This window comes from Candidatus Yanofskybacteria bacterium (assembly GCA_016181175.1).
GTDB lineage: Bacteria > Patescibacteriota > Minisyncoccia > 2-02-FULL-40-12 > IGHO2-01-FULL-4-A > 2-01-FULL-44-17.
This window is the reverse complement of record JACOZV010000001.1, coordinates 141,989-167,331: the sequence shown is the minus strand read 5'-3', so window position 1 is coordinate 167,331 and position 25,343 is coordinate 141,989. Positions and strand designations below refer to the sequence as shown.

Below are 25,343 nucleotides of genomic sequence, written 5' to 3'. Positions count from 1 at the left end.
TTAAAAGATCCTTTTTTACTAACTCCGAAAAAATATTACCACAAATCACAAAACAAAGTCAACCAAATTTTTTATGTGCGTTACGGTTGGAGCGAGTGAGGAGGATCGAACTCCCGTCCCTAGCTTGGGAAGCTAGTGTACTACCACTGTACTACACTCGCCTTCAATTACTCACCAAATACTTCCACCACTCTTTTAAATTAGTTAAAAAAAATAAATCTGAAATAGAACCTGCTTGAGCGTCATTACTTTGCATATTTGTCTTTGGATTTTGATATACAAAAACAACTTTTTCATCGGGTTTTTTGTAATTAAGCTTTAGCCGCGCTTGCCGTTCCAAATAGGCATCGCTTTTCAGATAATCGCCTAATTTTTTTAATTCTAAACCGACTTTTTCAGCTTCATCAATTTTTTTGTTGATATTACTAAGCTCTCTGTTAACGGCAACAAGCGACGGTTCAAATTTGATAATTGAAAACAAAAAAAATACAATTATTAATAAAATCACTCCGGAAAACCATCTGGATTGAAGAATATACCTAAACATTTATTTCTTCGTCTAAGATTACTCGCTCATCTTTCCTCCTAATCCTATTTATCAGCTCAACTGTTTCGTCAGGCTTAGCAATTTTATCAAAAATAATTTCGTTATTAGCGGCTGTACGTATCTTGATATTGCCGTAATCATAAAGGGACGCTGAAAGCCCTTCCTTAGAATAAGAAGTTTCCAAAATATCTTGAAACAAAAGTTCGGTTACAGTTTTGGAGAAAAACCCACGCTGTTCATTTTCAACTATTCTCTGGTTGGTTATTATCAGGGCATCTGTCTTCCAAAGAAAATACCTATACAAAATTACCAAGACAACAATTAAAAATACGACGATGAGCAATAACCACCAATAACCAAAAAAATCAAAATTAAGTGCATATCTGATTAATATCATTCCGGCTATCAGAAATGGCCAAGTAAAAAATACCGGCAGCAGAAACATAATATGCTTGCGCGCAACCTTGATTAACTCTTCGTTTTGGCGTAAAATTATACTCATATGTTTTCTAAAAAAACCATAAAATATATCTCTATTGTAGTTGCTTTCCTCACAATCATTTCAATGGTCGCATTTTTACTAGTCCCGCTACTATAAATTATAGCTTGGCGGTTAAAAAATAGAAACCGGCGAACGCCGGTTTCTATTTTTTAAGCATTTCCAAAAATACTTTTTGCGGTATCTCTACTCTGCCCCTTTCTTTCATTTTGGCCTTGCCGCGCTTCTGTTTTTCCAACAATTTCTTTTTGCGGGTTACATCACCACCGTAAAGATAGCCCGTAACGTCCTTGCGCATCGCCCGAATATCTTCGCGGGCAATAATTTTACCGCCAATAGCGGCCTGCAACGTTACTGCAAATAGTTGCGGCGGTATTGTTGTCTTCAGTTTCTCAACTATTCTTTTGCCTTCACGATGTGCCTGCTCTCGCGGCACAATTTTAGAAAACGGCTCAACCATATCCCCTGCCACCAAAATATCCAGCCGTACCAAATCTGATATATCATATCCGGCCGGTTCGTAACTCATAGAGGCATAACCGGAACTGACGCTTTTTAATCGATCATAAAAATCGGTAATTATTTCCGCCAACGGCACGCGATATTTTAATACCACTATCTCTTTGGATAAATAATCGGTAGCCTCATATTGACTGCGCGTCTCCGCAGTCAGTTTCATCAACTGTCCCATATAAATTACGGGGCTTAATATTTCCAAACCAACCATCGGTTCTTCAATTTTTTTAATAATACCCTGATCTGGCAAGGCGCTGGCTGATCGGACCATCACAGTTTCTTCTCTACCGGTTGTAACTCTGTACTCAACGGATGGGGTGGAAATAATAAGTTTGAGTCCGAATTCACGCTTAAGCCGTTCACTGATTATCTCTATGTGCAGCATGCCCAAAAACCCCAGTCTGAAACCTCGCCCCAAAGCCGGCGACGACTCCAATTCGTATATTAAGGAGGCATCCGTAAGCTTCAATTTGCCAAGCGCGTCCTTGAGAACATCATAATCCTCGCTATTTTCGGGGAAAAAACTGGCAAATACCACCGGCCTCGGTTCTTGATAACCATGTAGTGGCTCAATTAACCCGCCGTCGTCAAATTTAAAAATTGTATCTCCGACTCTGACCTGACCGGGATTTTTAAGGCCCGTTGCAATATAGCCAACATCTCCAGACAATAACTGATTCTCTTTTTTCAGTTGCGGCATAAAATATCCGACCTCAACAACGTCAGAAACGACCTTTGACGCGAATAGTTTAATTTTCTCTCCATTTTTTATTGAACCGCCAAAAACCCTAACGTAAGCGATTACGCCTTTATACGTGTCAAAAGCAGAATCAAAAATCAAGGCACGCAACAAGTCGTGATTCTGCGGTTTGTCACCGGTGGTTGGGGATGGAACTTTTTCAATTATTTTTTGCAAAACCGCTGACACTCCCTCGCCGGTTTTGGCGGAAATTTTTAAAATTTCCATGCTGTTTTCTGGCAGTAAGTTCTTGATTTCTTCTTCAACCTCAACAACACGCGCGTTGGGCAAATCAATTTTATTAATGACCGGGATTATGGTCAAACCCTGCTTTTGAGCCAAGTGCAAATTGGCAAGTGTCTGCGCCTGCACACCCTTGGTAGCGTCAATCAACAAAATCGCCCCCTCAACAGCGGCAAGCGAACGGGAAACTTCATAGGAAAAATCTACGTGGCCAGGAGTATCTATGAGATTTAATACGTAACTCGTATTAAGTAGTACATAATTCATGCGAACAGGTTGGAGTTTAATTGTTATCCCGCGTTCGCGTTCCAATTCCATTTGGTCAAGGTATTGTTCCTGCATCTTGCGCCTCTCCACTGTTCCGGTTAACTCCAAAAACCTATCAGCTAGAGTCGACTTCCCGTGGTCTATGTGCGCAATAATACAAAAATTTCTGATATTTTGCATATAAATAAGCTAACACGGACTCCAAAAACAAAAAAGCCGCCTAGCGCGACTGTGTTGTTTTATGTTTTCATGACTCACTACCTAAAATTGATGTTGATTTCGCGATCAATTGACAAGTCGGAATTCAAAACCAAATTATCTCCGATGGTTTGCAGTCCGGCACTTTGGTTTAATACATTTTCCCCTTCTGGCAATTTAAAACTGAAACTAATCTGATCCTGTCCAGTACCAGATTGTTTTTGCCATAAAAGATTGTATTTCCCGTCGGCAACCATAAACGGTGTTGAATATTTAAGGACAACGGATTTAGTTTGTTGTGGTTTTGTAATCAGCCAAAAACCGAATACTGTCTTGCCAGACTCTTCAAAGGCGTCTACCCCAGCAAAGGGTCTGGTTGTGCCATCCTCAACACGCGCAAGATCTTGGTCTCTCTTGAATCCAATGTTGTCATAGTTAATAAGAGACTTGAAATCGGTTATTGAATGGCCCTGTATGCTCTCTAAACTAGATCCTTTGGGAACATAAACCTTTATATACGCTGGATTGTCGCGATTATAAAATCCGTATTTGGATCCCCCGCCATTGTGGGCACGATTTATTTTGAGCGTATGCTCTAATGCGCCGTCAACACCAATTTCAGTTTTCAAATTCATTGAGTTTTCTGTCACGAAATCAGTTTTAGAACCCTTAACATTGGCAAAAACGACTTGCAAGTAATCACCGCCGACGTGTTTGATTTCTCCACTTAATTCGTTTTTAAGGGCCATGTTTTCTAGGTCTGAATTTTGAAAATACGCCAAAACGTGCTTTTGTTTCACGGCTTCGGAAATTATGTTAAAAATCGCCAGCCACTGATCCTTATCCTGTTGAGCAAGACGTTCAAAAAACTTGGGTTGCAAATCGGTAAGTATTTGCTTGGGCGCGGAACGGTCCGCAACATATTCAACTTCATTTTGTATTTCAGTCAGAAAGTTGTCAGCACCAAGCGTTAACCCGTATTCCGACATTTCAATCGGGCCGACGATTTCAAAAATTTTGGCAATTACGTCCGGGGTAATCGTAAGCACGCCGTCAACCTCCGTCCCACCGTCAAGTTTATAAAATTCCATCACTTTGCGCGCTGAAGTCGGAAAGTCAGCGAACCAAGCGGCATCTCGCATTCCCCAACTGGGCGTAATGTGCTGAAGCGGAATGGGCGGAATTATATTTTCCTTTAAATTGGCATCGGCTCTATAAATGTCTTCAACAAAAATTTTCTTAAGTGTTCCGTTCTCAAAAGTTATCAAACCATAAGTACCTGGAAATCCACCGGTTGGTCTTAATTCGCTGTTATTTTGCAGTAAAATTAAATAAGTTTTAGGGCTATCACTGCCAACCAGCTTAAGCAAAAAATCGGAATAATCAGCGGCTTCACCGATATACCTTTGGAACTCCGGAATTTTGTTCTTGAAACTAATGAAAAGTTCCTGCTTGTCGGACGGAATCGTGGCGGCATCAATATCGGCAAGCAAACGATCTGCCCTATTTATATTTTTATCGGCAAAGTTGAGGATGTCTTTGAACTCTGTAAGCAACTTGGAAATTGATACGCTACTTTTCTGACTACCACTTAGTCCTCGTCCTGAGCTACCAACAGAAGGATCTAAAAAAGCCAACAGATTTGTTTTATAAAGAGTTCCAAATGCCAGCGATAAATTTTCTCCTGCCTTAGAAAGACTCTGGCCGGCCTCAACCAAATTATTGGCTGTTTTTATTTTATTCAGGCCCGGCAATTCACCAAAAACAGATAGAAACGAAGCCCCCAATTGGTTGAGCGTCCCCGATGCCCTGTTAAGATCGTCGTATGCTAAAGCAAAACTGTCAGCGGCCCCAATAAAACTTAAATCTTCCAGTTTGCGTTTGGCTTCTTCCAGATTAGCCATGGCGTTGTTGCCGTTTTGAATAATATTATTACGAGCCCAGATACCGCGATGCCTTACCAAACCCAATATTAAAAGTCCCGGTAATGCGATACTTGCAACAAAAACCATGGCTTTGCGGTTGAATCTGAACCAAGATGACCACTTTGCCCCACCCTTGAAAAAGGCTTTTTTGGATTTTGCGGCTGAAAGCCGCTTGCCCTTTTCAAGGGCGGGGTTGTGCGATAACAGTTCACGGTTTTTTTGGAGATTTTCAAGCCATATTTCTATCTCACGAGAAGCGGGTGAATGCTGATGGACATCGGCAGCATGAATAGTTTGAGTTTGCTCGTCAGACCCCATTTCTGGCACGATGCTCTTCGCTTCAGAACCAACAGCAAACACTGACTCAACAGCAACGGAATTCCAAAAATTCTTGAGGTTTTCATTGTTTGATACGATATTAGTTGGCTCTATATCATCAACACCTTGATGCCCAACAAATTTCACTCGTGATCCTGACGAAATCTGCTGATGAATCCTGCCTCCAACACTTGCCAATTCGGCATTCACATCAATAGATTCCGACATGGTCCTCTCTAGTTCTTTTAATATGGCACCCTTACTGAATGTTGTTAACTCATATTTTTTAGGAAAATCAGGACGTTGTGGCAATTTCATCATCAATTCTTCCCAATAATTTTCCTCAGGCAAGGTTCCTGTTTTCTCAATGACTGTTTTGGTTTTTTTACTTTCTAAATTTTGCGTCTTTTGGGCTTGTAAGTTGAGTTCTCGCTTGATTTGAGAAAAAATAAAACCTGCCGATTTTATTGTCGGCCGTATATCAAACATGGCCAAAAGAATGTTTTTCTTTGGCATCTACTTTTATTATACAACTAATCCAGATTTACCAGCTGTGGATTGTGTGTCCGTCTAACTAAAAACCGCGAATACGCGGTGCTTTTGGTCTGTCTGTTATACGATCCTCCTCTTGTGAACATCGGCAAACAATGGACCTAGAATCTTGAAAATCCAAACAACTAAAAAAGCGGTGAAAATCTTACTTAATAAGTTCATGCCAGACCATTGGAAAGTTAAAAGAAAAACGCCGGCAAATAAAATTACTCCCCCAAAAATAACAAGAACAATACCAGATCCCGGAACGTCTGGATGTCGGCCGGTTAAACTATTCTCATAATACCAACACCACAACCAAGCATAGCCCAGCACTAACAATAAATATTGATTCGCAAAATATCCGATCAAAAATCCGATTAACAACAGGGCGACGTAAGGAATCATAATCAACATACTAGCTCCGATTTTAAAAAAACATCAGTTCAATCGTATGGCTTGCCTTTAATAATGTCAACGATCTTGGCTTTAAAGACATCTTTATCAAACTTCAACGCGTGCTCGCGGATTACTTTTGAATTCCAGTCGGTTTGATAATATTGGCCTATCGCTTGGGCAAGAGAAATCTCGGTTTGGTCATTAAAAAATATGCCGGTTTGATTTTCTATAATAGTTTCCAAAGCGCCGCCGCCTCTATAGGCAATCACTGGGCGGCCAGAAGCCATTGCTTCAAGCGGCACGATACCAAAATCTTCTTCCTGTGGAAATATCAACGCCTGCGCGCGAGCATAGAGCTCCGGTATTTTATAATCCGAAACTAAACCCAGGAACTCAACATTGGGTTTGACTCGGCCCGAATTCACCGAACGGACTATTTTTTCAAGATGTTTGCGTTCAGGCCCGTCACCGACAATCTTGAGTGGTTTGTCGATAGCGTTAAACACCTTCACGGCAAGGTCAAAACGTTTATACGGTACGAGTCGGCCCACCATCAAAAAATAATCGTCAACCTCACTGCTTATGTGATATTTGTGCGCGTCAACCGGCGGATAAATAACTTCCGCATCATGATTATAATATTTTTTAATCCTAGATTTTACAAAACCCGATGTCGCTATGAACCGATCAACACGTAACGCCGCTTCTTTGTCCCAAAGACGAAGATAGGTTATAAAAAACGGCACAAGTTTTTTAATTGGCCAGAAATAGCGAAATTCTTCAATGTAACGATGACTACCGTCCCACAGAAATCTAGTCGGAGTAAGGCAATAATTAATATGGCGGGTATGCGGTTTTGTAATTATGCCTTTTATAAATGAGGCCGACACCGACAAAACTACATCATAGTAAGACAAATCAAACTGCTCCACCGCAAGCGGCATTAGAAGCGGGAAAATGCGGTGATGTCCACGAACAAGAGGCAATTTTTGTAAAAAAGAGGTATGAATTTCACGTTCCTTGAATACTCCTCCGGTCATCCGCTCATCATAAATTAAAGTGTAAATAGGCGCCTCCGGAAAAATCTCGCAGAGCACCTCTAACACTCTTTCCGCTCCTCCATATTGATTCAGATAATCGTGAACAAGCGCAATTTTCATGTTTGAAAGCCTATCACGGCCGAAAATAAAAAACAAAGATCCTTAAATAAAAAACGGGAATCTTATGATAATTTAATACGGATAAATATTTTACTTTCAATATTATACGATCGTGTTGGAATGAAAGTAAATAAAAAAATAAGGTGAGGTAGAAATATGCCCGATAAATAGTCTGTAACAATCCTTGCATTTTAATACGATCGTGATAATAAGAAAGGATGAATAAATCTAAAAACAAAGGTACCAAAACACTAAAGAACGTCAGGGCATTCGGGGTGGTCAAAACAATTTTGGCGGTATTGCAGGAAACTGTCGGAATTACAATAAAGTCATTCTTTCCCCATCCCTACTCGCATATCTTCTGTAATCACAAAAATAAACAAGATTTTTATTTGGCAATTCACCGCTTAAATAAACGGGGGTTAATTAAAAAAATTGACGGTACTTTTCGATTAACACGCAGGGGCGAGAAAGAAGCATTCTTTGCTCACTTGGACGCGCAAGCGTTACTCTATAAACCTAAAAAACTAAAATGGGATGGTTACTGGCGGATGATTATATTTGATGTGCCAGAGAAAAAAAGAAAATACCGCGATTACCTCCGACAAATGTTAAAAACTCTTGGCTTCAAGGAATTGCAAAAAAGCACTTGGGTTACGCCCTACCCCATTCCCGATTTTCTTAAAGAATTATTATGGGAAGAGCGCATCAAGCGCTTCACGAGATTTATTAATATAAAAGAAATTGATTATGACCAAGATCTTAAAAAATCATTCGGCCTAGTAAAAAACTAAAAAAACAAAACCGGCTCATTGGCCGGTTATTGAACAAGGGATATTTGGGGTTTTATTTGTCCTGTAAGAATTTTCATATCAATATCATCTACGAATTCTAGTTCGAACCATGTATCGGGATCAATTATAGAAAACCTCCCATCTGAGTAATATATTGCTCGGACTGGATATTCTGGAGGATTTCCACCCAATTCGTGAATTTGCAAAATATTTTTTTGCATTAATTTTGCAAGTTCTATCCAGCCCTCATCGTCAATTGCACGACAAGTTCCCAATTCGCTGTAGCTTGGTGCCGTCTGTTGCACAAATCTTTTTGCTCGAGGTTTAGTATAATAATTCCATGGCTCTTTGACAAATATTTGAGACAACTTTTGCAAATCAAGTTGTAATATCTCAAAAAGGCGATCCATTCTCATAAAAAGAGCTTTATCTAAACCAAAGCCATCTTTTTCCCCAGGAACTATAACTTTGAAACAAGGTGAACGACCGCCAGGTTTTGTAAAGTTTCTTACAAAAAGAGTAACGCCCGGGAGTCGATTATATAATTCCATGAATTGATTTTCTTCTTTATTTGTTACCTTGCCTACTCCTCTAATCCACATGTCTGCCTCCAACTCCAATTGTGAAAAAACGAAAATTCCCCTTTGAAATGCAACTCGATAAAATGAGTGTATGAAGAGGAAAAAAACATTTCGGCATTTGGATCGATCTGACCGAGATCGGCTAGAGATTCTTTTGCGGGAAGGCTATAGCCAGGTCGAGATCGCCCAGGTCTTAAAAGTAAACAGAAGTACCATCTCTAGAGAGATCAGGAAGCGAAAAAGAAAAAACGGTATCTATGATTCAGATACCGCCCAGCATAAGGCCAGAGTCAAAAGAGGTAATAGTAAGTATCAGGGCATGAAAGTGGAGGATAATCCTGAGTTGAAGCAATATGTCATTAAAAATCTACAGAAGCACCGTTCCCCAGACGAAATTGCTGGTAGAATGAAACTAGAACGACAACCCTTCTATGCCAGCAAGAAAGCCATCTATCACTGGCTATACAGTTCTTGTGGTGACGGCCACTGCAAGTATCTTTGTACCAAGAGACAGCGTATGGAAAAAAGAGTCACAATTCCCAATAAAATCAGTATTTTTAAGCGGCCGAAGTATAAATGGATGCAACATGCCGAAGGCGATCTGTTTGTATCACCTAGGAGTGCAGAGACTCCGGCCTCAGTGGCCATGGTCTGCCTGCCCAAGAGCCAGTACTTAGTGGCTGAAAAAATCATAAATCGAAAACCAACAACAATGATTGAGGCCGTTAGCAAAATCGATAAGCAAGTAAAGATGCACACACTAACCCTAGATCGGAGAATCGAAAACCGCTATCATGAGCGGTTTGCGATTGCTGCCTACTTCTGTGATTCGCACAGTCCCTGGCAGAAGCCACATGTCGAGAACAATATCGGCTTACTGCGAAGATGGTTCATTCCCAAGAAGACCAATCTGTCTAAATTAGAAAATGCAGAGTTACAAAAATATATTTCAATTTTAAATCACAAGTATCGAAAATCTCTAGGCTACCACAGTGCCTATGAGGTGGCCAAGGAGTCTGGTATATTAAAAGAAAGTAACCCTTAAGAGTTGCAGTTCACTGGTGAATTTAAGAGAACTTTGCTATAATATATTAGCACAGCTAGTTTTACATGTCAAGCCGCCGATTTATCGCGGAGAATTTTTAGAACAGTGAGAATTAGGATTTTGATATCCTGCCACAAAGACCAGTTTTCAATATAAAACGTGTCCAGCGCCACCTCTTCTTCAAACGGCAAATCGGAACTGCCGGATATCTGGGCAAGTCCAGTTATACCGGCCTTGATGGCCAATACGCGCCTGTGATGCTTTTCGTATTGGGAAATCTCATCCGGCTGGTGAGGTCTGGGGCCAACTAGAGAAATCTTGCCCCCCAACACATTCCAAAGCTGCGGAAACTCATCCAAACGAAAGTGACGTAAAAACCTCCCAACCCCAGTTATGCGAGGATCATCTTTAATTTTGAAAAGCGGACTATCGGTACGCTCGTTGAGCGGTGCTAAATATATCTTGTACTTTTCGGCGTCTTTAATCATAGAGCGAAACTTGTGTAGTTTGAAATGCTTATTCCTGCTCACCCTATCAAGATGGACAAAGACGGAACCCTCTGTCTCCCATTTGATTGCTAAAGCGATTAATGTAAAAAGTGGCAACAAAATTATGAGACCCAAAAGGGAACCAAAAATATCAATAATTCTTTTTGTAACCTTATTCCAACCTTCCAAAGCGGTTCGACGCAACTCTACCAACGGCACACCCGCCAATGCGTCAAAAGCAAAATTCGCCGTCATTGTCTGATAAATATTTGGTACAAACCTAAAAGTCAGATGATTTTCGTGGCAAAATTCAACAATCTCTATTACTTTATCTGCTGGATAGTTGGGATTGGCTAATAAAACTTCGTCAATACCGGGATTGCCTATTGCTGACTTGACCTCAACCACTTCTGGATTACTCAGGTGTTTGACCACACGATAACCCAAGGCAGGATTATCCATGATATGGTGGACAATTTTTTGAGAAGTTTTATCTTCGCCGATTATCATTACTTTGTGAATGCCGAAATCATGCCGGGAAACAAGGTATCTTTGGATGTAGCGCATCAGCAACCGTCCAAGCGAAACGAAAACAATTGCAAAGAACCAAGCGCCCAAAACCAAAAACCTGGAATCAAACAATTCCTGCCTCAAAAAAATATATATAATGATCGCCATTATGCCAGCCGAAGAAGCAATCGCAACCTTAGAAAATTCTTCAAGAGTCTTCCTGGTACTTATAAGCTGGTAAAGACCGGAGATAGCATAAAAAACTATAAACACAGACGACATAACAAATATTAAAATAAGATACCTATCAAACGGCAAATTTAATTCAAAAAACACCGGCCTAAATGACGACAGTATGCGGGTACGCAAAAAATAAGTGACAACACCAGCCGCCATAAGCATTATAAAATCAAGCGGCAGAAGTAATACACTAAATATTAATTCCGATTTTTTCATCCCGTACGAAGTAGCTGCTGCGCAGTTATTAACATGAATTACAGGCGCAGAACTATTGTTGTTATACATTCAAACCCCGTTCGTTTAACCCGTTAGGGCTACTTCGTACGGGATTCATTGCACTCAAACTACTCCGAAATTAGTCTTTATTCAAGCCACCTAAAATCCGCCTCATTGGCGGATTTTAGGTGGCTTGGCAAATCTATAAGCCGAATTCTGTATTTGTGTGATTATTTATCTGGGCCGATTATTACTAACCGGCTCTAGCGTACGAACTTTTCGAATTCTTCGACAAGCTCAGGACAAGCCGTCACCCATCAAAGAAAACGCTGTACTTGCACCAGGCAGGGTTTGGCACGCACCCGTGTCACCACGAGGCGATCCCGTTCGGGAACTTTTCACCCGTAGTCCCAGCGTAAGCCGCCGGGAGCTCGGAATAGTTTCTGTGCCACTTTCCCTAGATTTTATTTCGCCGCTCTTCTCTTAAGAGGAAGAATGGCGAAACTTATATCTGGTGGCCATTAACCACTGCCCTTGGCTTCACCGCGCTACACACTGTGCGGCTTCGGCGAAGTAGTGTTCGGACTTTCCTCCATGAAGTCCTCAACCGACGCCTAAAGGGCGAAGGCGAGCTACTCCACAGCAATCACCCGATTTACCAAACCAATTTAATTATATCATAAAGCAACGAAAACACAAATTTAAAAGGGGCTAGGCCCCCATAATTTGTTTATGTAAAAATTCAATATTTTCTGGCTCACTTTTCAAGAATCGCCGGATTGCAGACAGTCGCATCCGCAAATCATCACCCATAACACAGCCAGCAACAACATTTTTCAATCTTTCCCCTATTTCAGGCAACATTTGTGAAAAAAGCAATCTGGTTAAATATGACCTACAATCATTAACCCCGCTATTTTTTGCCAAAACGGCCAAAACACTTTCCAAAACATATATACTAATAATGGAATCACATAGCTGGCTTAAAATAAACTGATGAGACTCCAGTTCTTCGGGCTTATGAAATGTTTGCGCAACTGTCCCGCTGGCCAATAGTGTAGCTTTTTTAGCACTATTTAGTTGCAATAATAATTTGCCAATCAAATCGCTCGGCCCAACCGATTGGCTTGGCGCGATAGCCTCGCCTAGAACCTGACTGATAGCGGCAGGCAAAGAAAGTTCACCGGCGCGTTTCAAAAAAACAGAAATAGCGAATAGTCTATTTATTTCATTCGTTCCCTCAAAAATTCTATTAATTCTAGCATCCCTGTAGCGTCTTGCCACGGGCAATTCCTCACAAAAACCGGAACCACCGTGAATTTGCACGTTTTCGTCGGTAATGTAATCCAAAGCCTCACTACAAAAAACTTTTACCAACGAACACTCAATCGCGTATTCACCGATCGCCTTTAAAACCGCGTTCGAATCTTCGGCATTTATCTGACTGCATGCTTCCTCCAAAAGTCCGGCAAGTCTGTACATGACAGATTCCATGGCAAATATTTTTGCGGACATTTCGGCAAGTTTTTGTCTGATCAAACCAAATTCTATGATGGGTCTGCCAAACTGTTTACGCTCTTTTGCATACTTAGTTGCTTCTTCAAGGCATAGTCTTCCCGAACCCAAACAAGCAACACCTAAAATGAATCTGCCGAGATTTAAAACGTTCATGGCAATCTTAAAACCCTTGCCCGATTCACCAAGCAAATTGGAATCGGGAACAAACACATCATTCAAAATAAGCGTAGTTGTGGACGAACCGCAGATACCCATTTTGTGCTCTTCTCTGCCAATAACTACACCGCTGAAGTTCTTCTCAACAATAAAGGCAGTTAATTTACCATCAAGTTTTACGAAAACAGTGAATATGTCTGCAAAACCGCCATTGGTTACAAAAATTTTCTCGCCGTTTAACATGTAACCGCCATTTATTTTAACCGCAGTAGACCTGGCGGCATTTGCGTCAGAACCAGATCCGCCTTCGGTAAGCGAATATGCCCCGATCCATTCGCCGCTTGCAAGTTTCGGCAAATATTTTTCTTTTTGCTCGCGAGTACCGAAAAGCACGATGGGCCATGTGCCGATGCCTTTGTGGGCAAGCACGGAAACTGCCATTGAACCGAGCGGGGCAATCTCCTCGGTAACAATCATGGAAGATATTTTATCCAAACCGCCGCCGCCGAATTCTTCCGGAATCTCAACGCCCAGAAGACCAGTTTCAGCAAGTTCAATCATGACCTTGCGAGTTAAAACAAAGTCCTTAGATTCCAATGCCGCATAAACTTCTTTTTTTCCGATAGTATCGGCCACAAACTCTTGAACTGTTTGACGGATTAATTTTTGTTCTACGCTCAAGTCGTCAATACTGAAAATATCAGGCAATTTATCAACCGGTAATATGAACTCGCCACCTCGCATCATGTTTTTCTCCCGTTTTAAAAGAGCAACTATGCAAGTAGGGTTTATCACAAAACCCCGCCCTTGAAAAGGGCGGGGTAAATTAAGTTACAAAAGTTTATTTAGTTCTTTATCCAGTACCGCATTCACTAAACGGTCAGCACCACTGTTGTCTTCCCGTGGGATATGCTTAAAGGTTACGCTAGCAAAATCCATTTTCATATTCCATATCTCTATGAAATGCTGCTGGATATTACGGTCCATGATTTTATAATGGCCGCTAAGCTGACGCTCGACAAGTTCACTGTCAACGTGTACCTTGATTTCTGCTTCACTGGCAGTTTGCTTGCCAATTAAAAGTTTTATTTTCTTCAAAGCAAAAATTACCGCCTGATATTCGGCATCGTTATTTGTGGTTTTACCGATATATTCGCCGTATTCTTTCTTCAATGATCCGTCTGCTGATTCAATGACCACGCCGATAGCTGCAGGCCCCGGGTTGCCACGCGACCCACCGTCGGTATGAATTAAGTATTTACTCATGATTATCTAAATATTCTATAACTTTTTCGGCAATTTTAACAATTTCTTTTTTGGAACTACTCTGTGTGGCACCTACATTTTTATGACCGCCCCCACAGTATCTCAACATGAGATTACCGACATCGACCTTGCCCAACGATTTGACCCACGGATTCTTGCCCACTCCGAGATGATAACTGTTACCCGTCTTTTCAAGAATAACGGAATACTTTATATTCGGATATGCCAAGTAAATCATAAAGTGATTGTAGTCAGAGTCTGCATTGGTGGCATCTAAAAATGCTGCGCGCTTATAAAGTTTTGATGATTTTTTTGAATTTTGTAGGGCCTTATTCTGCCCGGATATAAGTTGGCTAATTTTTGTTTTGATGGACTTTTCACTGACAATTTCTTCCAACGACTTTTCGGCAAGTTTTTTCAATAAGCTTGGCCTATTTTTCAAATTATTATCATTGCTTAAAAACAAACTAAACTGCATGGCTGGCTTACTGTAATCTAGAGCATCACGAGCTGATTTATAGCCGGCGGAATCTATGATATCAGCCCATTTGGCTAATTCTTTAATGTAACTCGGAGCGTTAAAACTAAAATATTTTTTCAGATGAAAAAGTATCATACCGCAACAAGATTTACATTTGGGATCACGATAATGGGTCACGCTGTTTCTATACTTCTTTTTCCAACTTGATAAAGATGGGCTATCAAAAGATGTGCCATGGTGATCAAACCACCAGCTTGCGGCGCTATGATAACGAAAATCAAGCAGGATAAATGGTTTTTTGAATCTATAATTTACCCACCCTTTATAAATCTCGGGTGCGTAATCAATCGGATTGAAAGAAATGATATTATCTCCGCGGCTACGTAAAAAATTAAGCATCACCGCACCGGATGCCATGCCGTCTAGATCGTTATGGAAATATAAGTGGTAGTTCATTATTTTAGTAATATACCAGAACTTCAAGCCCAGGCAATTTATTGCCGGCAAGAAACTCAAGCATGGCTCCGCCGCCGGTAGAGACAAATGAATAACGGCCGAGTAAGTCAATTTTATCAACTGCCGCAATGGTATCACCGCCGCCGATTATAGACTTGGATGCCGATGCTGTTGCTTCGGCAATCTTGCGGGTACCACCGGCAAAAGCGTCAATCTCTGATAGTCCCATCGGTCCGTTCCAAATAACAATCTTGGCCGCTTTTATAATTTCAGTATAATGTTTGGCGGTCTCTGGCCCAATATCAAGAATCAGGTGACCGGGATCAATGTTTTTAACTTGCTGTATTTCTCCTCCGGATTGGCCGCTTTTATCATCAGAAATCAATAAATCTTCCGGCAATATTATCTTCTCACTTTCTATGTTAAGTAAAAAATCGTCATCAACCACTGATGCACCGACGTCTATCCCCCGAACTTTAAAAAAATTGTTTGCTAGTGCTCCGCCAATTAAAATTTTCTCTGCTTTATCTAGAAAATTTTTGATAACAGGTAATTTAGTTGAAATTTTTGCTCCGCCAAATACCAAAATTTTACCCTCCACCGGAGATTCCATGGCTTGTTTAAAGTTTTCTGTTTCTTTTTTTATTAAAAATCCCGCGTATGACGGCAAGCATTTTGTTATAGCAACAACTGATGCGTGATTGCGATGCGTCACTGCGAAAGCATCGTTGATAAAATAATCAAAACCTTTCGACAAGCTGACGGCAAGCCCTTCATCGTTTTTAATCTCACGTGGATCTTGGCGGATATTATCCAAAAGCAAAGTCTGGCCTGCCGCAAAAAGCACATCAATATTTGGCAACTCTGAATGGGGCACAAGCGTAAGGGTGTACCCCAAAATCTCACCCAATCCCTCAACAATCGGACCGAAACTCGCATTCGAAGTGTCGTGACCCAAATGGCCGATCAACAAAACTTTGGCTCCGTAATTTATCAAATAATCCAGGCTTTCTTTTGAAGATTTGATTCTAAAATCTTCAACAATCTTACCGTTTAAAATTGGCACATCAAAATCAACCCTCAATAGGACCCTCTTGCCGTTTAATTCTTGTTTTTTTAAGTCTGACAGATACTTCATAACAAGTTAGAAACTTTTTCCAAAATTTCGGCAAATTCCTCTTTGCGTAAACTCGCACCGCCGATGACGGCACCAGAGATCTCTTGATGTTTCAAAAAATCAACTATGTTTTTATCGTTAATGCTTCCACCATACAAAAATCCGGGCATTTGACCTGTCCGAAAATCATATCCAGAAATTAGGTAATTAGAAATTAGGCCAATTGCTTTGAGAATATTATCGGGTGTATCTGATTCAGCACCGGGAGTCGTACTAATTGCCCAAACCGGTTCGTAAGCAATCAAAATTTTTGTAACTTGCTCTGCCGTTAGTCCTGCCAAACCTGCCGACAACTGTTGTTCTAAAACAGCCGCTAAATCGTCGCCACAATTTTTTTCACCCACCAAAAGTACGGGAGTAATGTCTGCCGCAAGCGCTGCTTTTGCTTTTCTATTTATTATCTCGTCTGACTCGCCAATCTTGTATCGCCTGTCTGAATGGCCAACCAGTGCGTGAGAAATATTAAATTCTTTCAACATATCTATGGACACTTCGCCTGTATAAGGGCCGGATTTTTCCCAAAAAATATCCTGCACTCCCAATCCAATTGCCAACTGTCGGTTGTCGGCTATTAATTTTTTAGACAACTCCTCAAGATATACAGACGGTGGACAAATAATAAGCTGTATATTTTGATATTTCGAAATTTCACCTAAACAAAAATCAAAAATCTCCATGGCTTCATCCAGTGTGGTAGGATTAGCTTTCCAATTCGCGATTATTATTTTATTTTGCATTTTTATAAAATATATAAACTAAAAACTAATAATTATTCAATGAGTGGCATGCTTGCGTTTAAGATGGCGATAAATATACCAAAAAACAAAAACTGCCGAGATTAGCATGGCAACCCGTTCTAAGACATCAAAATACGGTTTAATTAAAGAAAGGTTTTCTCCTGTTTTTTTACCCAAAAATAACAGGAAAAGATTATACGGCAGCATACCCAGGAAACTGTAAACGGCGAACTTTTTGAAATTCAATCTTGATACGCCAGCCGGAATAGCTACAATTGAGCGAGCAAACGGCAAGAAACGCCCGTAAAAAACTAATTTCGCGCCGTGTTTGGCAACTAACCTATCAAGGTGATCTAAGTCGTGCTTATAAATCAGAAAATATCTGCCATACTTTTCTAAAAATGGTCGGCCGCCTCTGGCAAAAATCATATAAAGAACTAACTCGCCGATCAGGGCGCCGATACTGACAATTATAAAAATTACCCAGAGTGAAAAAACGCCACGTCCGCTTAGGAAACCATACAGAGGCAACAAAACTTCCGTCGGAATTAAAGATATGCTAACTCTATCCAAAATTGACAATAAAAAAGCTCCACCGTAACCACACCGCTCCATGAGCTCCAGCGACCAGACACCAATTGTGCCAAAAAATAAATTCATCCCGTTAGAAGTAACCCGCCCAAGGTCCTTCGGACCGCGCGTAGCGCGCGGGCGCGACCTCTAACGGGATTTATTAAATTTCGGTTTCGCGAAGTAATCTGGCAGTTTCGTCAGGATCAACAATATTCACTTCTACACCGCTACCCAATTCAAAAGCTCCGATCGTAGATATCTTGGGTATAATCTCGACATGCCACGTATAAAATTCATGGACATCCGTAACTGTATTTTCAAGCGGTGCGGTGTGAATAAAAAAATTATAATCCGGATCCTTGAGGGCTACCTGTATTTTTTTGAATATTAATTGCATTACCTCGCCAAGATAGATAAATTGTTCTTCTGGCATTTTCTCAAAGTGGGCATGGCTTTCTCTGGGAAATATCCTAACCTCGTATGGAGTTTTGGAAACAAATGGACAAAAAGCAATAAAATACTTATTTTCATAAATGATTCTTTTTTTCTCGCTCTTCTCCCATTCAATCATCACATCGTATATCCTTTTTTTATTCTCGCTGTAAAATTTTTCCGAACCGTTGATACTCCTTCTGACATCTGGCGGCAAAACCGGAATAGACATAATCTGAGAATGCGGGTGTACCATGCTGGCCCCGGCGCGGAGACCGTGATTATGGAAAATTAAAATATATTTGCTTGAACCATGATCCAACATGGATAAATACCTATCCCTATAAATTTTAAATGTTTCAGCTAATTCTTCTTTGGAAAAATCATCCAGAAATTTGTCGTGTTCTTTGAATATAACGACTTCGTGTCTGCCTGTAGCTTCTTGGGTTCTGAACGGACCGGCGGACTTCAGCGGACTAGCTACTCCCTCTAAAACTGCCGAATATTTATTTTTTACTACTTTAACAAACCAGTCGGTTTGTTCTTTGTTATTATATGTCGCCACGACAGTATTATCGTATTTTTCGGGATCTTCAAAAGGACACTTGTTTTTAGACAGTGTTTTTACTCTATATGTTAGTTTTGTCAGTTCCGGCCTCCGGGTGCGGCCGGTCGCAAACAAAACCCACTCGCCAGAAACCAGGTCTTCCCTAAATTCGTTAAGCATATTTGTTGGTTAATAAATTCCACCTAATACGCAATACTTCAAATAGCATTTTAATCATACCCGAAAATTTAACTTTGCTTTCCGCGTCGTTTACCCACCGTATCGGAGCTTCTTTTATTTTAAAACTAAGTTTTCGGGCAATCGCCAAAATCTCAACATCAAACGCCCACCGAAAAATAGTCTGTTTGGCAAAAACCGAGTCAGTGGCATTACGAGAAAATGCTTTAAATCCTGCCTGCGAATCCTTGACCCCAAGGGGTACAAGAGTGTGTACGATCAGCCGAAAAACTCCTCCTAAAAAATCTCTTGTCCATGACTGTTTAACCGCTATATTTGCCCCCGTAATTCTCCTGGAACCGATTACAATATCGTAACCCATGGTAAAAAATGGTAAAAATCCTTCAACTTGTTCAATGGATGTTGAATTATCGGCATCCATAAACAACCTATAATCTCCTTGGGCCTCCAACATACCTTTCTGCACCGCCCAGCCCTTACCGTGATTTTCTTCATTATCAATTATTTTGAGACTTGTAATTTGCGATTTTAGGTTTGAGACAACACCAACAGTGTTGTCCTTTGAACCGTCACTTACCACAATTATTTCGTACTCATAAGATTGCCGCGCCAAATACTCATAGACGCCTAAAAGCGTTCTCTCAATTCTTTTTTCCTCGTTATAGGCTGGAATAATAACAGAAAGAAACATGAATAAATTATAGCAAAAAATATCGCTTCGCCACAAATCTATGGTCTTGCGATGACCATAGATTTGTGGGCAGAATTTATAAAAAAGAAAAACCGCTTAGCTAGCGGCAAATGGAAAAATGTTTTATTTTGTTTGTAATTTTAAGTGGAATTAGAATGCACAATTTTTAATAATAACTTTTTAGGAATAATTTTCCTAAATCTAAACAAAATCTCCATAACTAAATATACGACTATGAGATTAGACGCAAAATGAACCAAAACGGAAGGTAAAAAATAAACAAATCGGTCATACAAAACTCCCAATACTATTTGCAGAGTTTCAAACATTGAACCTCCTATGAGTTATAAAGGGGCTTTTATCTTAAAGTACTACTTATTTAATTTGTTGTCAATACCATCGGCCCATCCTTAGTTATAGCAACCGTGTGTTCAAAGTGGGCGGCAGGAGAGCTATCGACGGTGTTGTAGGAGAAGCCGTCTTTGCCTTTGATAAGTTTCCAACTACCCGCAACTACCATCGGCTCAATAGCTATCACCATTCCTGACTCTAGTTTGGGTCCAGCGTCAGCAGGACCGTAATTCGGCACTTGTGGCTCCTCGTGAAGTTCACGTCCGATACCATGACCGACAAGATCGCGAACAACATTAAAACCGTTTTTCTCAACTACAGTTTTGACGGCATGGCCGATTTTGCCAACACGATTACCAATTTTTGCCTGTTTGATTCCGGCGTTAAGCGCTTCCCTTGTTACCTCAATTAACTTATGGAGTTTTGGGTTAGACTTTGCCCACTCCATATAACTAAGTTTGCCCAATACCGGTATTGTCAATGCGGCATCTGAATTAAAATCGTTATAAACTACGCCCATATCCAAACTGATAATTTCACCCTCTTTTAATTCGCGCTCTGACGGGACACAATGCACAACCTCATCATTAACCGACGTGCATACTGCGGCCGGATAACCTCCATAATCCAAAAATGCGGGTTTAACTTTGTAAAACAAAACGAGCTCGCGCGCGAGCTTATCAAGATCTTTGGTGGTAATCCCCGGCTTCACTGCTTCTGATAATTTTTTCAAAATCTTGGCCAGGATTCTGCCACCTTCACGCATTATTTGAATTTGTTCAGCTGATTTGATTTCAATCACATTAGTAATTAGGGGTTAGAAATTTTTGAGTATATCCTCCTGTACCATTCCTATGGGTTGTTCACCTTCAATAGTTATAACATCATAACCATTGTTTTTGAGATAATCTAATACCGGCTTGGTCTCTTCCAAAAATACGCGATATCTTTCTTTTATAATCTCCGGCTTATCAAGACTTCTAGTTATAATTAGCGAACCGTCTTCGGGACAGGTAACAAGGTCGCGGTATTGCGGAAAACCTGGAATAGGATGCCTGTTTTTTTCACAAATCCTGCGACTGGTATTACGCCTGATTGATTCCTCTTCGCTTAGGGTTATATAAAAAATTTTAATATTTTCACGACCATATAATTTTTCGAATTCAGGTATCTCGTTTTCAGCTTCATATAAAGTTCGAGGCGATCCGCTAAAAACCATCCCCCTTCCAGCAGAAGCTGATTCTCTGGCCTTTCCTATAACTAATTTCGCTGTCCAAGGCGGTGGAAAAAGGTCCCCAGAATCATATCTTCTTTTGGCTTCGGCAACTTCGGAATCGGTTTTAACAAGTTCGGGATTGTTAATCTGGTCTTCTCCGAGCTTGGATGTCTCTACGTGTTCCAAATCAAATTTTTTAGCAATCAGTTCTGCTTGCGTACCCTTGCCTGCTCCCGGAGGCGCGATAAAGATTATTACTTTTAACATATATCAATCCTAACAACTTTATGCACTTGCGCCAAGAAGATAAAAAAATAGGCCTGAGCCTATTTTTTTATCTTCTTGTTAGATTTTATAATTTCTAATACTCGTACATTGAAAGTTGCGCGTCTACTGATTTCATAATTTCTAAAATGACACTGACGACAATCAGAATCGAAGTACCACCAACAGTAAATGTGGTTATACCCGTAAAACCCCTGACGACCTGGGGCAAGACCGCGATTATCCCAAGAAATATAGCTCCAACAAGCGTTACGCGATTTAGCAGGTGTAGCAGGAACTGCGATGTTGGCTGGCCCGGGCGAATACCCGGTATATAACCGCCTTGTTTCTGTATATTCTCGGAAATTGATTTGGGATCAAAGGTAACAGCAGTGTAAAAGTAAGTAAACAGAACTACCAGCAAAAAATAAGATATTCCGTAAATAACCTGGTCCTGAACGAATTTATTGAAAAAAGCTGCAATACCAGATACAAAAGCAATCTTGGAACCGCTCAAAAAAGTTGCGATCATGCCGGGAAAAAGAAGGATAGAAAGTGCAAAAATAATAGGCATCACACCGGCATTATTAACCCGCATCGGCAGATAAGTTGAAACGCCTCCAAAAACCCGTGATCCACGAATTCGCCTGGCATAATTGATGGGAATATTCCTTTGGGCTTCCGTTAGGTAAACTACACCAGCAATAACGGCAAGCGCTATTATGACAAATCCGATGTAAGTAAATAACTGCTGTGAGCTATAAATTAAGAGTGATTGCCTGACTGTGGTTGGAAAACCGGCGACAATACCAGCAAAAATCAGAAGCGAAACTCCGTTGCCAAGATTTTTTTCTGAAATAAGTTCCCCCAACCACATTAGAAAAACGGAGCCGGCAGCAATCACCAAAAGTGAACTAGCCCATGTAAAAAGATTCATCTGCCCAAGTACGCCCTGACGCGAAAGCAACACCATGAAACCATAGCCTTGAAGCATGGCAAGCGGCACGGTTAAGAGCCTGGAATACTGATTAAATTTTTGCCTACCGGCTTCACCCTCATATTTGTACATCTGTTCCAACGATGGAAAAATCATCGTCAAAAGCTGCATAATTATGGATCCGGTTATGTAGGGACCAAGTCCTAACATTGCAATTGAGAAGTTGTCCAATCCTCCACCGGTAAAAGCACTGATCAGGCCGAAAAGCTGATTATTCTGCAAAAAATTCTTAAGCTGACTTGCGTCAACTCCAGGAATTGGAATGGCCGCAGTAACCCTAAAAACAACCAGCAGAGCTAGAATAAACAAAACCTTATTACGCAGGTCTGGTATCTTGAAAAGTTTTATAACGCGATTTGAAATCATGGCTTATTTTATTGTTCCTCCGGCTTTCAGAATTTTTTCTTTTGCTGATTTTGAAAACTTCAATCCGGAAAAATTTAGTTTTTTAAGAATCTCGCCGTCGCCCAAAATCTTTAATCTTTTTTTAGCATTATCAACAATGCCTTTCTCAATCATGGTTCTGGGTGTAACGACTTCATTTTCTTTAAAGCTTGAGTTTAAAATATCCAAATTGACAATTACGGGTTTGCTTCTTTTGACCTGAAACCTCGCATGTTTTATATCCACTTTCTTGGTGGCACCACGTTGTTTGGGGAAAAGCTTCCAAATTGGGTTATCGCCACCCCGAAAACCGGGTCTAATACGAGCTCCGGCACGAGATTTTTGACCTTTACTGCCATGACCAGAAAAAGTGCCACGTTTCCCACCGCGACCCACTCTTTTTCTCTTTTTATTTTTAGTTGTAGATTTAAGTTGATGTAACTGCATAAAATTATATCTTAAGTTTAGATAAAGCTCCGATTGTGGCTCTCGCTATATTTATTTTGTTGCCCGTTCTTTCTATTAATTTTGCTGTAATATTTTCAATACCGGCAAGTTTGGCCACAACGCGCACCGGACCACCAGCTTTTACACCACTACCCAAGGGAGCCGGCTTCAGTAAAACTACGGCGCTCTTGTATTTGAATTGGATACTATGGGGAATTGTTCCCTTTTTCGTGGGTACCGTTACTACATTTTTGCGCGCCTGATGTGTTGCTTTTTGCATAGATTGAACCACGTCATGACCCTGGGCAACACCAACTCCCACCCTGCCCTTGCCATCTCCTATTGCTATTGTCGCACGAAAACTAAAACGCTTGCCGCCCTTGGTTACCCTTGTAACACGCGCAATATCCAAAACCTTGGAATCAAATTCCGATTTTTCTTTTGGCATTTCTCTGCCCCTGCCAAAACCACGCCTACCCCCTTGCCTTTGGTTATTTTTTTGTTCTTCCATCCCGTACGAAGCTACTGTTTCACAGCCTATAATAGTATAAGTTATGACTGCTTAAAATAGCTTAAAAAAAATAATAAATATTCTTATGCCCCGAACCCGCTAGGGTAGCTTCGTTCGGGATCCATTTTTAAAATTTTAACCCGCCTTTTCTTAACCCTTCTGCCAAAGCTTTAATTCTTCCGTGATATTTATAACCACCTCTGTCAAACACCACCTTGTTAATTCCGGTCTCCTGTGCCTTCTTTGCAAGCATTTCACCAATTGCAGAAGCAACTTCGGTTTTATTTCCTTTCGCTTGTGTTTTTTTCTTTGATTTGACGACACTGCTTACCAACGTCCTACCCTTAGTGTCATCAACAACTTGAACGAAAATGTGCCGATTACTTCTGAAAACCGAAATGCGCGGAGTCTCTGTTGTCCCTTTGATTTTGGCACGCACGCGTTTATGTCGTTTTGTTCTATGCTGTCTTTTTGTATTATTCATAGTAATTTTATCCAGCTGTTGCTACTGCTTTCTTTCCAGCCTTTCTTATTATTATCTCGTTTCTATATTTAATTCCTGTCCCTTTGTAGGGTTCAGGTGGCCTAGCCGCTCTGATTAAAGCTGCCGTCTGACCAACTTTTTCCTTATCTATTCCCCTAACTTTTATAGTGTTTTTTTCAACTTGCAATGTAACGCCAGCAGGCGCTTGGATAATTACCGGGTTATTATAGCCTAAGTTTAATTCAATAGAGTCGCCCTTAACTTGCGCCTTAAAACCAATCCCGCTAAATTCTAAAGCCGTCTCAAAACCGCTAGAAACTCCAATCACTATGGTCGCCACCAAAGCCCTGCCCAAACCCCATAATCTTGAGCTATCTTTGTTGTAAATGGTGCCGTCTTTGAGTTTTATATCAATAAATCCGTCTTTAACTTGCGCATCTAAAATATCTGGGATTACTCTTTCCAGTTCACCCTTAGCACCCTTGGCCTTCACTGACTGACCGTCAATCTTTATTTCAACACCTTGGGGAATTTTAATTGATTTTTTACCGATTCGTGACATATATTTAAAACCACTAAAATTAAAATTATTTTACCAAATCTCAAACAACACCTCTCCGCCAAGTCCCGCTTTCTTTGCATCTTCACCGCTCATCACGCCTTTTGATGTTGAAACAATTAAAATGCCATAGCCATCTTTGACCTTTTTCATTCCCTTTTTTCCTGAATATATTCTTCGCGAAGGTTTGGATACCATTTTTATTTCGTTTATGACACCGACACCATTATCGTATTTTAATCCAATCGCAAGAACATCAAATTCTGTTTTTTTTGTCTTTTTTTTCTTTTTCTCAACCGTGCTGATAAAATTCTTGTTTTTCAAAATTTGGGCAATATCAAATTTAATTTTTGAAAAAGGTAAAACCGCTTCGGCGTAACCGCGCGCTTGAGCATTTTTAAGTTGTATTAGCATATTAGCAATTGGACTCATGTTTAAATTTTAAATTACCAGCTACTTTTGTGAACTCCCGGCAACAAGCCTTGGCTGGCAAGCTCTCTGAAGTGCACACGGCATAAACCAAACTTCCTCATGTAACCATGCTTACGACCGCACATAAAACAGCGATTTACGGTTCTGCTTGAAAACTTCGGCTTTTTATTTGATCTTGCTATTGTGGATTTTTTTGGCAAATTAAAGTTTCTGATTTCCAACTTCTAGTTTCATGGTATTCACCGTAAAC

The 25,343-nt window shown here is 40.5% G+C and carries 27 protein-coding genes, 1 tRNA gene and 1 other RNA gene; 2 read left to right on the top strand and 27 right to left on the bottom strand.

The window, feature by feature from the left end; all coding sequences use genetic code 11:
• Positions 1 to 87: 87 nt before the first annotated feature.
• From HYT61_00890 to HYT61_00860, 7 genes are all read right to left on the bottom strand, one after another.
• Positions 88 to 161 (bottom strand) — tRNA-Gly (locus HYT61_00890).
• A 2-nt stretch (positions 162 to 163) separates the two neighbouring features.
• The gene (locus tag HYT61_00885; GenBank protein MBI2062782.1) at positions 164 to 547 is read right to left on the bottom strand and encodes a septum formation initiator family protein; all 384 of its coding nucleotides are present in this window, start codon (positions 545 to 547) and stop codon (positions 164 to 166) included.
• Positions 540 to 1,049, bottom strand: a complete 510-nt coding sequence (locus HYT61_00880) for a PH domain-containing protein (GenBank protein ID MBI2062781.1) — start codon at positions 1,047 to 1,049, stop codon at positions 540 to 542. The genes HYT61_00885 and HYT61_00880 overlap by 8 nt, the downstream gene beginning before the upstream one ends.
• A 142-nt stretch (positions 1,050 to 1,191) precedes the next feature.
• Positions 1,192 to 2,991 (bottom strand): elongation factor 4, encoded by a 1,800-nt coding sequence (lepA, locus tag HYT61_00875; protein ID MBI2062780.1) that lies wholly within the window; start codon positions 2,989 to 2,991, stop codon positions 1,192 to 1,194.
• Positions 2,992 to 3,068: 77 nt separating this feature from the next.
• Positions 3,069 to 5,768 carry a DUF4012 domain-containing protein gene (locus HYT61_00870; protein ID MBI2062779.1) on the bottom strand — a complete coding sequence of 900 codons (2,700 nt, stop codon included), beginning with the start codon at positions 5,766 to 5,768 and terminating at the stop codon, positions 3,069 to 3,071.
• A 96-nt stretch (positions 5,769 to 5,864) separates the two neighbouring features.
• On the bottom strand, positions 5,865 to 6,191 hold the full coding sequence (locus HYT61_00865; GenBank protein ID MBI2062778.1) for a hypothetical protein: 327 nt from the start codon (positions 6,189 to 6,191) through the stop codon (positions 5,865 to 5,867).
• A gap of 38 nt (positions 6,192 to 6,229) precedes the next feature.
• Positions 6,230 to 7,342 carry a glycosyltransferase gene (locus HYT61_00860; GenBank protein MBI2062777.1) on the bottom strand — a complete coding sequence of 371 codons (1,113 nt, stop codon included), beginning with the start codon at positions 7,340 to 7,342 and terminating at the stop codon, positions 6,230 to 6,232.
• 218 nt (positions 7,343 to 7,560) lie between these two features.
• Between HYT61_00860 and HYT61_00855 the strand changes: the two genes are divergently transcribed.
• The gene (locus HYT61_00855; GenBank protein MBI2062776.1) at positions 7,561 to 8,136 is read left to right on the top strand and encodes a hypothetical protein; all 576 of its coding nucleotides are present in this window, start codon (positions 7,561 to 7,563) and stop codon (positions 8,134 to 8,136) included.
• Between the two features lie 26 nt (positions 8,137 to 8,162).
• Here HYT61_00855 and HYT61_00850 read toward each other — a convergent pair whose 3' ends face one another.
• Positions 8,163 to 8,738 (bottom strand): hypothetical protein, encoded by a 576-nt coding sequence (locus HYT61_00850; GenBank protein MBI2062775.1) that lies wholly within the window; start codon positions 8,736 to 8,738, stop codon positions 8,163 to 8,165.
• A 70-nt stretch (positions 8,739 to 8,808) separates the two neighbouring features.
• Here HYT61_00850 and HYT61_00845 point away from each other — a divergent pair, with 70 nt between their 5' ends.
• Positions 8,809 to 9,762, top strand: coding sequence for an IS30 family transposase (locus HYT61_00845; GenBank protein ID MBI2062774.1), 954 nt, complete (start codon positions 8,809 to 8,811; stop codon positions 9,760 to 9,762).
• Between the two features lie 68 nt (positions 9,763 to 9,830).
• Here HYT61_00845 and HYT61_00840 read toward each other — a convergent pair whose 3' ends face one another.
• The 19 genes from HYT61_00840 to HYT61_00750 all read right to left on the bottom strand — a co-directional run bounded on the left by HYT61_00840 (position 9,831) and on the right by HYT61_00750 (position 25,293).
• Positions 9,831 to 11,285: a sugar transferase gene (locus tag HYT61_00840; protein MBI2062773.1), complete on the bottom strand. Its 1,455-nt coding sequence runs from the start codon at positions 11,283 to 11,285 to the stop codon at positions 9,831 to 9,833.
• A 120-nt stretch (positions 11,286 to 11,405) separates the two neighbouring features.
• Positions 11,406 to 11,878, bottom strand: an RNA gene (gene rnpB, locus HYT61_00835) — RNase P RNA component class A.
• 49 nt (positions 11,879 to 11,927) lie between these two features.
• Complete coding sequence (locus tag HYT61_00830) at positions 11,928 to 13,637, bottom strand: acyl-CoA dehydrogenase family protein (GenBank protein ID MBI2062772.1); 1,710 nt, start codon at positions 13,635 to 13,637, stop codon at positions 11,928 to 11,930.
• An 84-nt stretch (positions 13,638 to 13,721) separates the two neighbouring features.
• Positions 13,722 to 14,156 (bottom strand): ribonuclease HI family protein, encoded by a 435-nt coding sequence (locus HYT61_00825; GenBank protein MBI2062771.1) that lies wholly within the window; start codon positions 14,154 to 14,156, stop codon positions 13,722 to 13,724.
• Positions 14,149 to 15,093 carry a hypothetical protein gene (locus tag HYT61_00820; protein MBI2062770.1) on the bottom strand — a complete coding sequence of 315 codons (945 nt, stop codon included), beginning with the start codon at positions 15,091 to 15,093 and terminating at the stop codon, positions 14,149 to 14,151. The genes HYT61_00825 and HYT61_00820 overlap by 8 nt, the downstream gene beginning before the upstream one ends.
• Before the next feature lie 4 nt (positions 15,094 to 15,097).
• The gene (locus tag HYT61_00815) at positions 15,098 to 16,231 is read right to left on the bottom strand and encodes a phosphoglycerate kinase (GenBank protein MBI2062769.1); all 1,134 of its coding nucleotides are present in this window, start codon (positions 16,229 to 16,231) and stop codon (positions 15,098 to 15,100) included.
• Complete coding sequence (locus tag HYT61_00810) at positions 16,228 to 17,007, bottom strand: triosephosphate isomerase (GenBank protein MBI2062768.1); 780 nt, start codon at positions 17,005 to 17,007, stop codon at positions 16,228 to 16,230. Before HYT61_00810 ends, HYT61_00815 begins: the two co-directional genes overlap by 4 nt.
• 36 nt (positions 17,008 to 17,043) lie before the next feature.
• Entirely contained in the window at positions 17,044 to 17,667 is a 624-nt protein-coding gene (locus tag HYT61_00805) for a DedA family protein (protein ID MBI2062767.1), read from the bottom strand.
• 73 nt (positions 17,668 to 17,740) lie between these two features.
• Complete coding sequence (locus HYT61_00800; GenBank protein MBI2062766.1) at positions 17,741 to 18,739, bottom strand: HIT domain-containing protein; 999 nt, start codon at positions 18,737 to 18,739, stop codon at positions 17,741 to 17,743.
• Entirely contained in the window at positions 18,732 to 19,448 is a 717-nt protein-coding gene (locus tag HYT61_00795; GenBank protein ID MBI2062765.1) for a glycosyltransferase family 2 protein, read from the bottom strand. Before HYT61_00795 ends, HYT61_00800 begins: the two co-directional genes overlap by 8 nt.
• Positions 19,449 to 19,827: 379 nt before the next feature.
• Positions 19,828 to 20,601 carry a type I methionyl aminopeptidase gene (map, locus tag HYT61_00790; protein MBI2062764.1) on the bottom strand — a complete coding sequence of 258 codons (774 nt, stop codon included), beginning with the start codon at positions 20,599 to 20,601 and terminating at the stop codon, positions 19,828 to 19,830.
• 15 nt (positions 20,602 to 20,616) lie between these two features.
• Positions 20,617 to 21,282, bottom strand: a complete 666-nt coding sequence (locus HYT61_00785) for a nucleoside monophosphate kinase (protein MBI2062763.1) — start codon at positions 21,280 to 21,282, stop codon at positions 20,617 to 20,619.
• Between the two features lie 94 nt (positions 21,283 to 21,376).
• Positions 21,377 to 22,642, bottom strand: coding sequence for a preprotein translocase subunit SecY (gene secY, locus HYT61_00780; GenBank protein MBI2062762.1), 1,266 nt, complete (start codon positions 22,640 to 22,642; stop codon positions 21,377 to 21,379).
• 3 nt (positions 22,643 to 22,645) lie between these two features.
• Complete coding sequence (gene rplO, locus HYT61_00775) at positions 22,646 to 23,107, bottom strand: 50S ribosomal protein L15 (GenBank protein ID MBI2062761.1); 462 nt, start codon at positions 23,105 to 23,107, stop codon at positions 22,646 to 22,648.
• A 4-nt stretch (positions 23,108 to 23,111) separates the two neighbouring features.
• Positions 23,112 to 23,555: a 30S ribosomal protein S5 gene (locus HYT61_00770; GenBank protein MBI2062760.1), complete on the bottom strand. Its 444-nt coding sequence runs from the start codon at positions 23,553 to 23,555 to the stop codon at positions 23,112 to 23,114.
• 190 nt (positions 23,556 to 23,745) lie between these two features.
• Positions 23,746 to 24,102 carry a 50S ribosomal protein L18 gene (locus HYT61_00765; GenBank protein ID MBI2062759.1) on the bottom strand — a complete coding sequence of 119 codons (357 nt, stop codon included), beginning with the start codon at positions 24,100 to 24,102 and terminating at the stop codon, positions 23,746 to 23,748.
• A 7-nt stretch (positions 24,103 to 24,109) separates the two neighbouring features.
• The gene (rplF, locus tag HYT61_00760) at positions 24,110 to 24,664 is read right to left on the bottom strand and encodes a 50S ribosomal protein L6 (GenBank protein MBI2062758.1); all 555 of its coding nucleotides are present in this window, start codon (positions 24,662 to 24,664) and stop codon (positions 24,110 to 24,112) included.
• A 30-nt stretch (positions 24,665 to 24,694) separates the two neighbouring features.
• The gene (gene rpsH / locus HYT61_00755) at positions 24,695 to 25,093 is read right to left on the bottom strand and encodes a 30S ribosomal protein S8 (protein ID MBI2062757.1); all 399 of its coding nucleotides are present in this window, start codon (positions 25,091 to 25,093) and stop codon (positions 24,695 to 24,697) included.
• 14 nt (positions 25,094 to 25,107) lie between these two features.
• Complete coding sequence (locus tag HYT61_00750) at positions 25,108 to 25,293, bottom strand: type Z 30S ribosomal protein S14 (GenBank protein MBI2062756.1); 186 nt, start codon at positions 25,291 to 25,293, stop codon at positions 25,108 to 25,110.
• Positions 25,294 to 25,343 lie beyond the last annotated feature (50 nt).

Bases quoted from the DNA above. Each gene is read 5' to 3' on its own strand.
- HYT61_00805 (MBI2062767.1), bottom strand. From the start codon at position 17,667: ATGAATTTATTTTTTGGCACAATTGGTGTCTGGTCGCTGGAGCTCATG.
- rplO (MBI2062761.1), bottom strand. From the start codon at position 23,107: ATGCAGTTACATCAACTTAAATCTACAACTAAAAATAAAAAGAGAAAA.
- secY (MBI2062762.1), bottom strand. From the start codon at position 22,642: ATGATTTCAAATCGCGTTATAAAACTTTTCAAGATACCAGACCTGCGT.
- HYT61_00860 (MBI2062777.1), bottom strand. From the start codon at position 7,342: ATGAAAATTGCGCTTGTTCACGATTATCTGAATCAATATGGAGGAGCG.
- HYT61_00870 (MBI2062779.1), bottom strand. From the start codon at position 5,768: ATGCCAAAGAAAAACATTCTTTTGGCCATGTTTGATATACGGCCGACA.
- HYT61_00800 (MBI2062766.1), bottom strand. From the start codon at position 18,739: ATGCTTAACGAATTTAGGGAAGACCTGGTTTCTGGCGAGTGGGTTTTG.
- HYT61_00850 (MBI2062775.1), bottom strand. From the start codon at position 8,738: ATGTGGATTAGAGGAGTAGGCAAGGTAACAAATAAAGAAGAAAATCAA.
- HYT61_00855 (MBI2062776.1), top strand. From the start codon at position 7,561: ATGAATAAATCTAAAAACAAAGGTACCAAAACACTAAAGAACGTCAGG.
- HYT61_00770 (MBI2062760.1), bottom strand. From the start codon at position 23,555: ATGCCAAAAGAAAAATCGGAATTTGATTCCAAGGTTTTGGATATTGCG.
- HYT61_00785 (MBI2062763.1), bottom strand. From the start codon at position 21,282: ATGTTAAAAGTAATAATCTTTATCGCGCCTCCGGGAGCAGGCAAGGGT.
- rplF (MBI2062758.1), bottom strand. From the start codon at position 24,664: ATGTCACGAATCGGTAAAAAATCAATTAAAATTCCCCAAGGTGTTGAA.
- HYT61_00880 (MBI2062781.1), bottom strand. From the start codon at position 1,049: ATGAGTATAATTTTACGCCAAAACGAAGAGTTAATCAAGGTTGCGCGC.
- HYT61_00840 (MBI2062773.1), bottom strand. From the start codon at position 11,285: ATGTATAACAACAATAGTTCTGCGCCTGTAATTCATGTTAATAACTGC.
- HYT61_00765 (MBI2062759.1), bottom strand. From the start codon at position 24,102: ATGAATAATACAAAAAGACAGCATAGAACAAAACGACATAAACGCGTG.
- HYT61_00830 (MBI2062772.1), bottom strand. From the start codon at position 13,637: ATGATGCGAGGTGGCGAGTTCATATTACCGGTTGATAAATTGCCTGAT.
- HYT61_00810 (MBI2062768.1), bottom strand. From the start codon at position 17,007: ATGCAAAATAAAATAATAATCGCGAATTGGAAAGCTAATCCTACCACA.
- HYT61_00845 (MBI2062774.1), top strand. From the start codon at position 8,809: ATGAAGAGGAAAAAAACATTTCGGCATTTGGATCGATCTGACCGAGAT.
- HYT61_00820 (MBI2062770.1), bottom strand. From the start codon at position 15,093: ATGAACTACCACTTATATTTCCATAACGATCTAGACGGCATGGCATCC.
- HYT61_00795 (MBI2062765.1), bottom strand. From the start codon at position 19,448: ATGTTTCTTTCTGTTATTATTCCAGCCTATAACGAGGAAAAAAGAATT.
- lepA (MBI2062780.1), bottom strand. From the start codon at position 2,991: ATGCAAAATATCAGAAATTTTTGTATTATTGCGCACATAGACCACGGG.
- HYT61_00825 (MBI2062771.1), bottom strand. From the start codon at position 14,156: ATGAGTAAATACTTAATTCATACCGACGGTGGGTCGCGTGGCAACCCG.
- HYT61_00885 (MBI2062782.1), bottom strand. From the start codon at position 547: ATGTTTAGGTATATTCTTCAATCCAGATGGTTTTCCGGAGTGATTTTA.
- rpsH (MBI2062757.1), bottom strand. From the start codon at position 25,093: ATGAGTCCAATTGCTAATATGCTAATACAACTTAAAAATGCTCAAGCG.
- HYT61_00865 (MBI2062778.1), bottom strand. From the start codon at position 6,191: ATGATTCCTTACGTCGCCCTGTTGTTAATCGGATTTTTGATCGGATAT.
- HYT61_00815 (MBI2062769.1), bottom strand. From the start codon at position 16,231: ATGAAGTATCTGTCAGACTTAAAAAAACAAGAATTAAACGGCAAGAGG.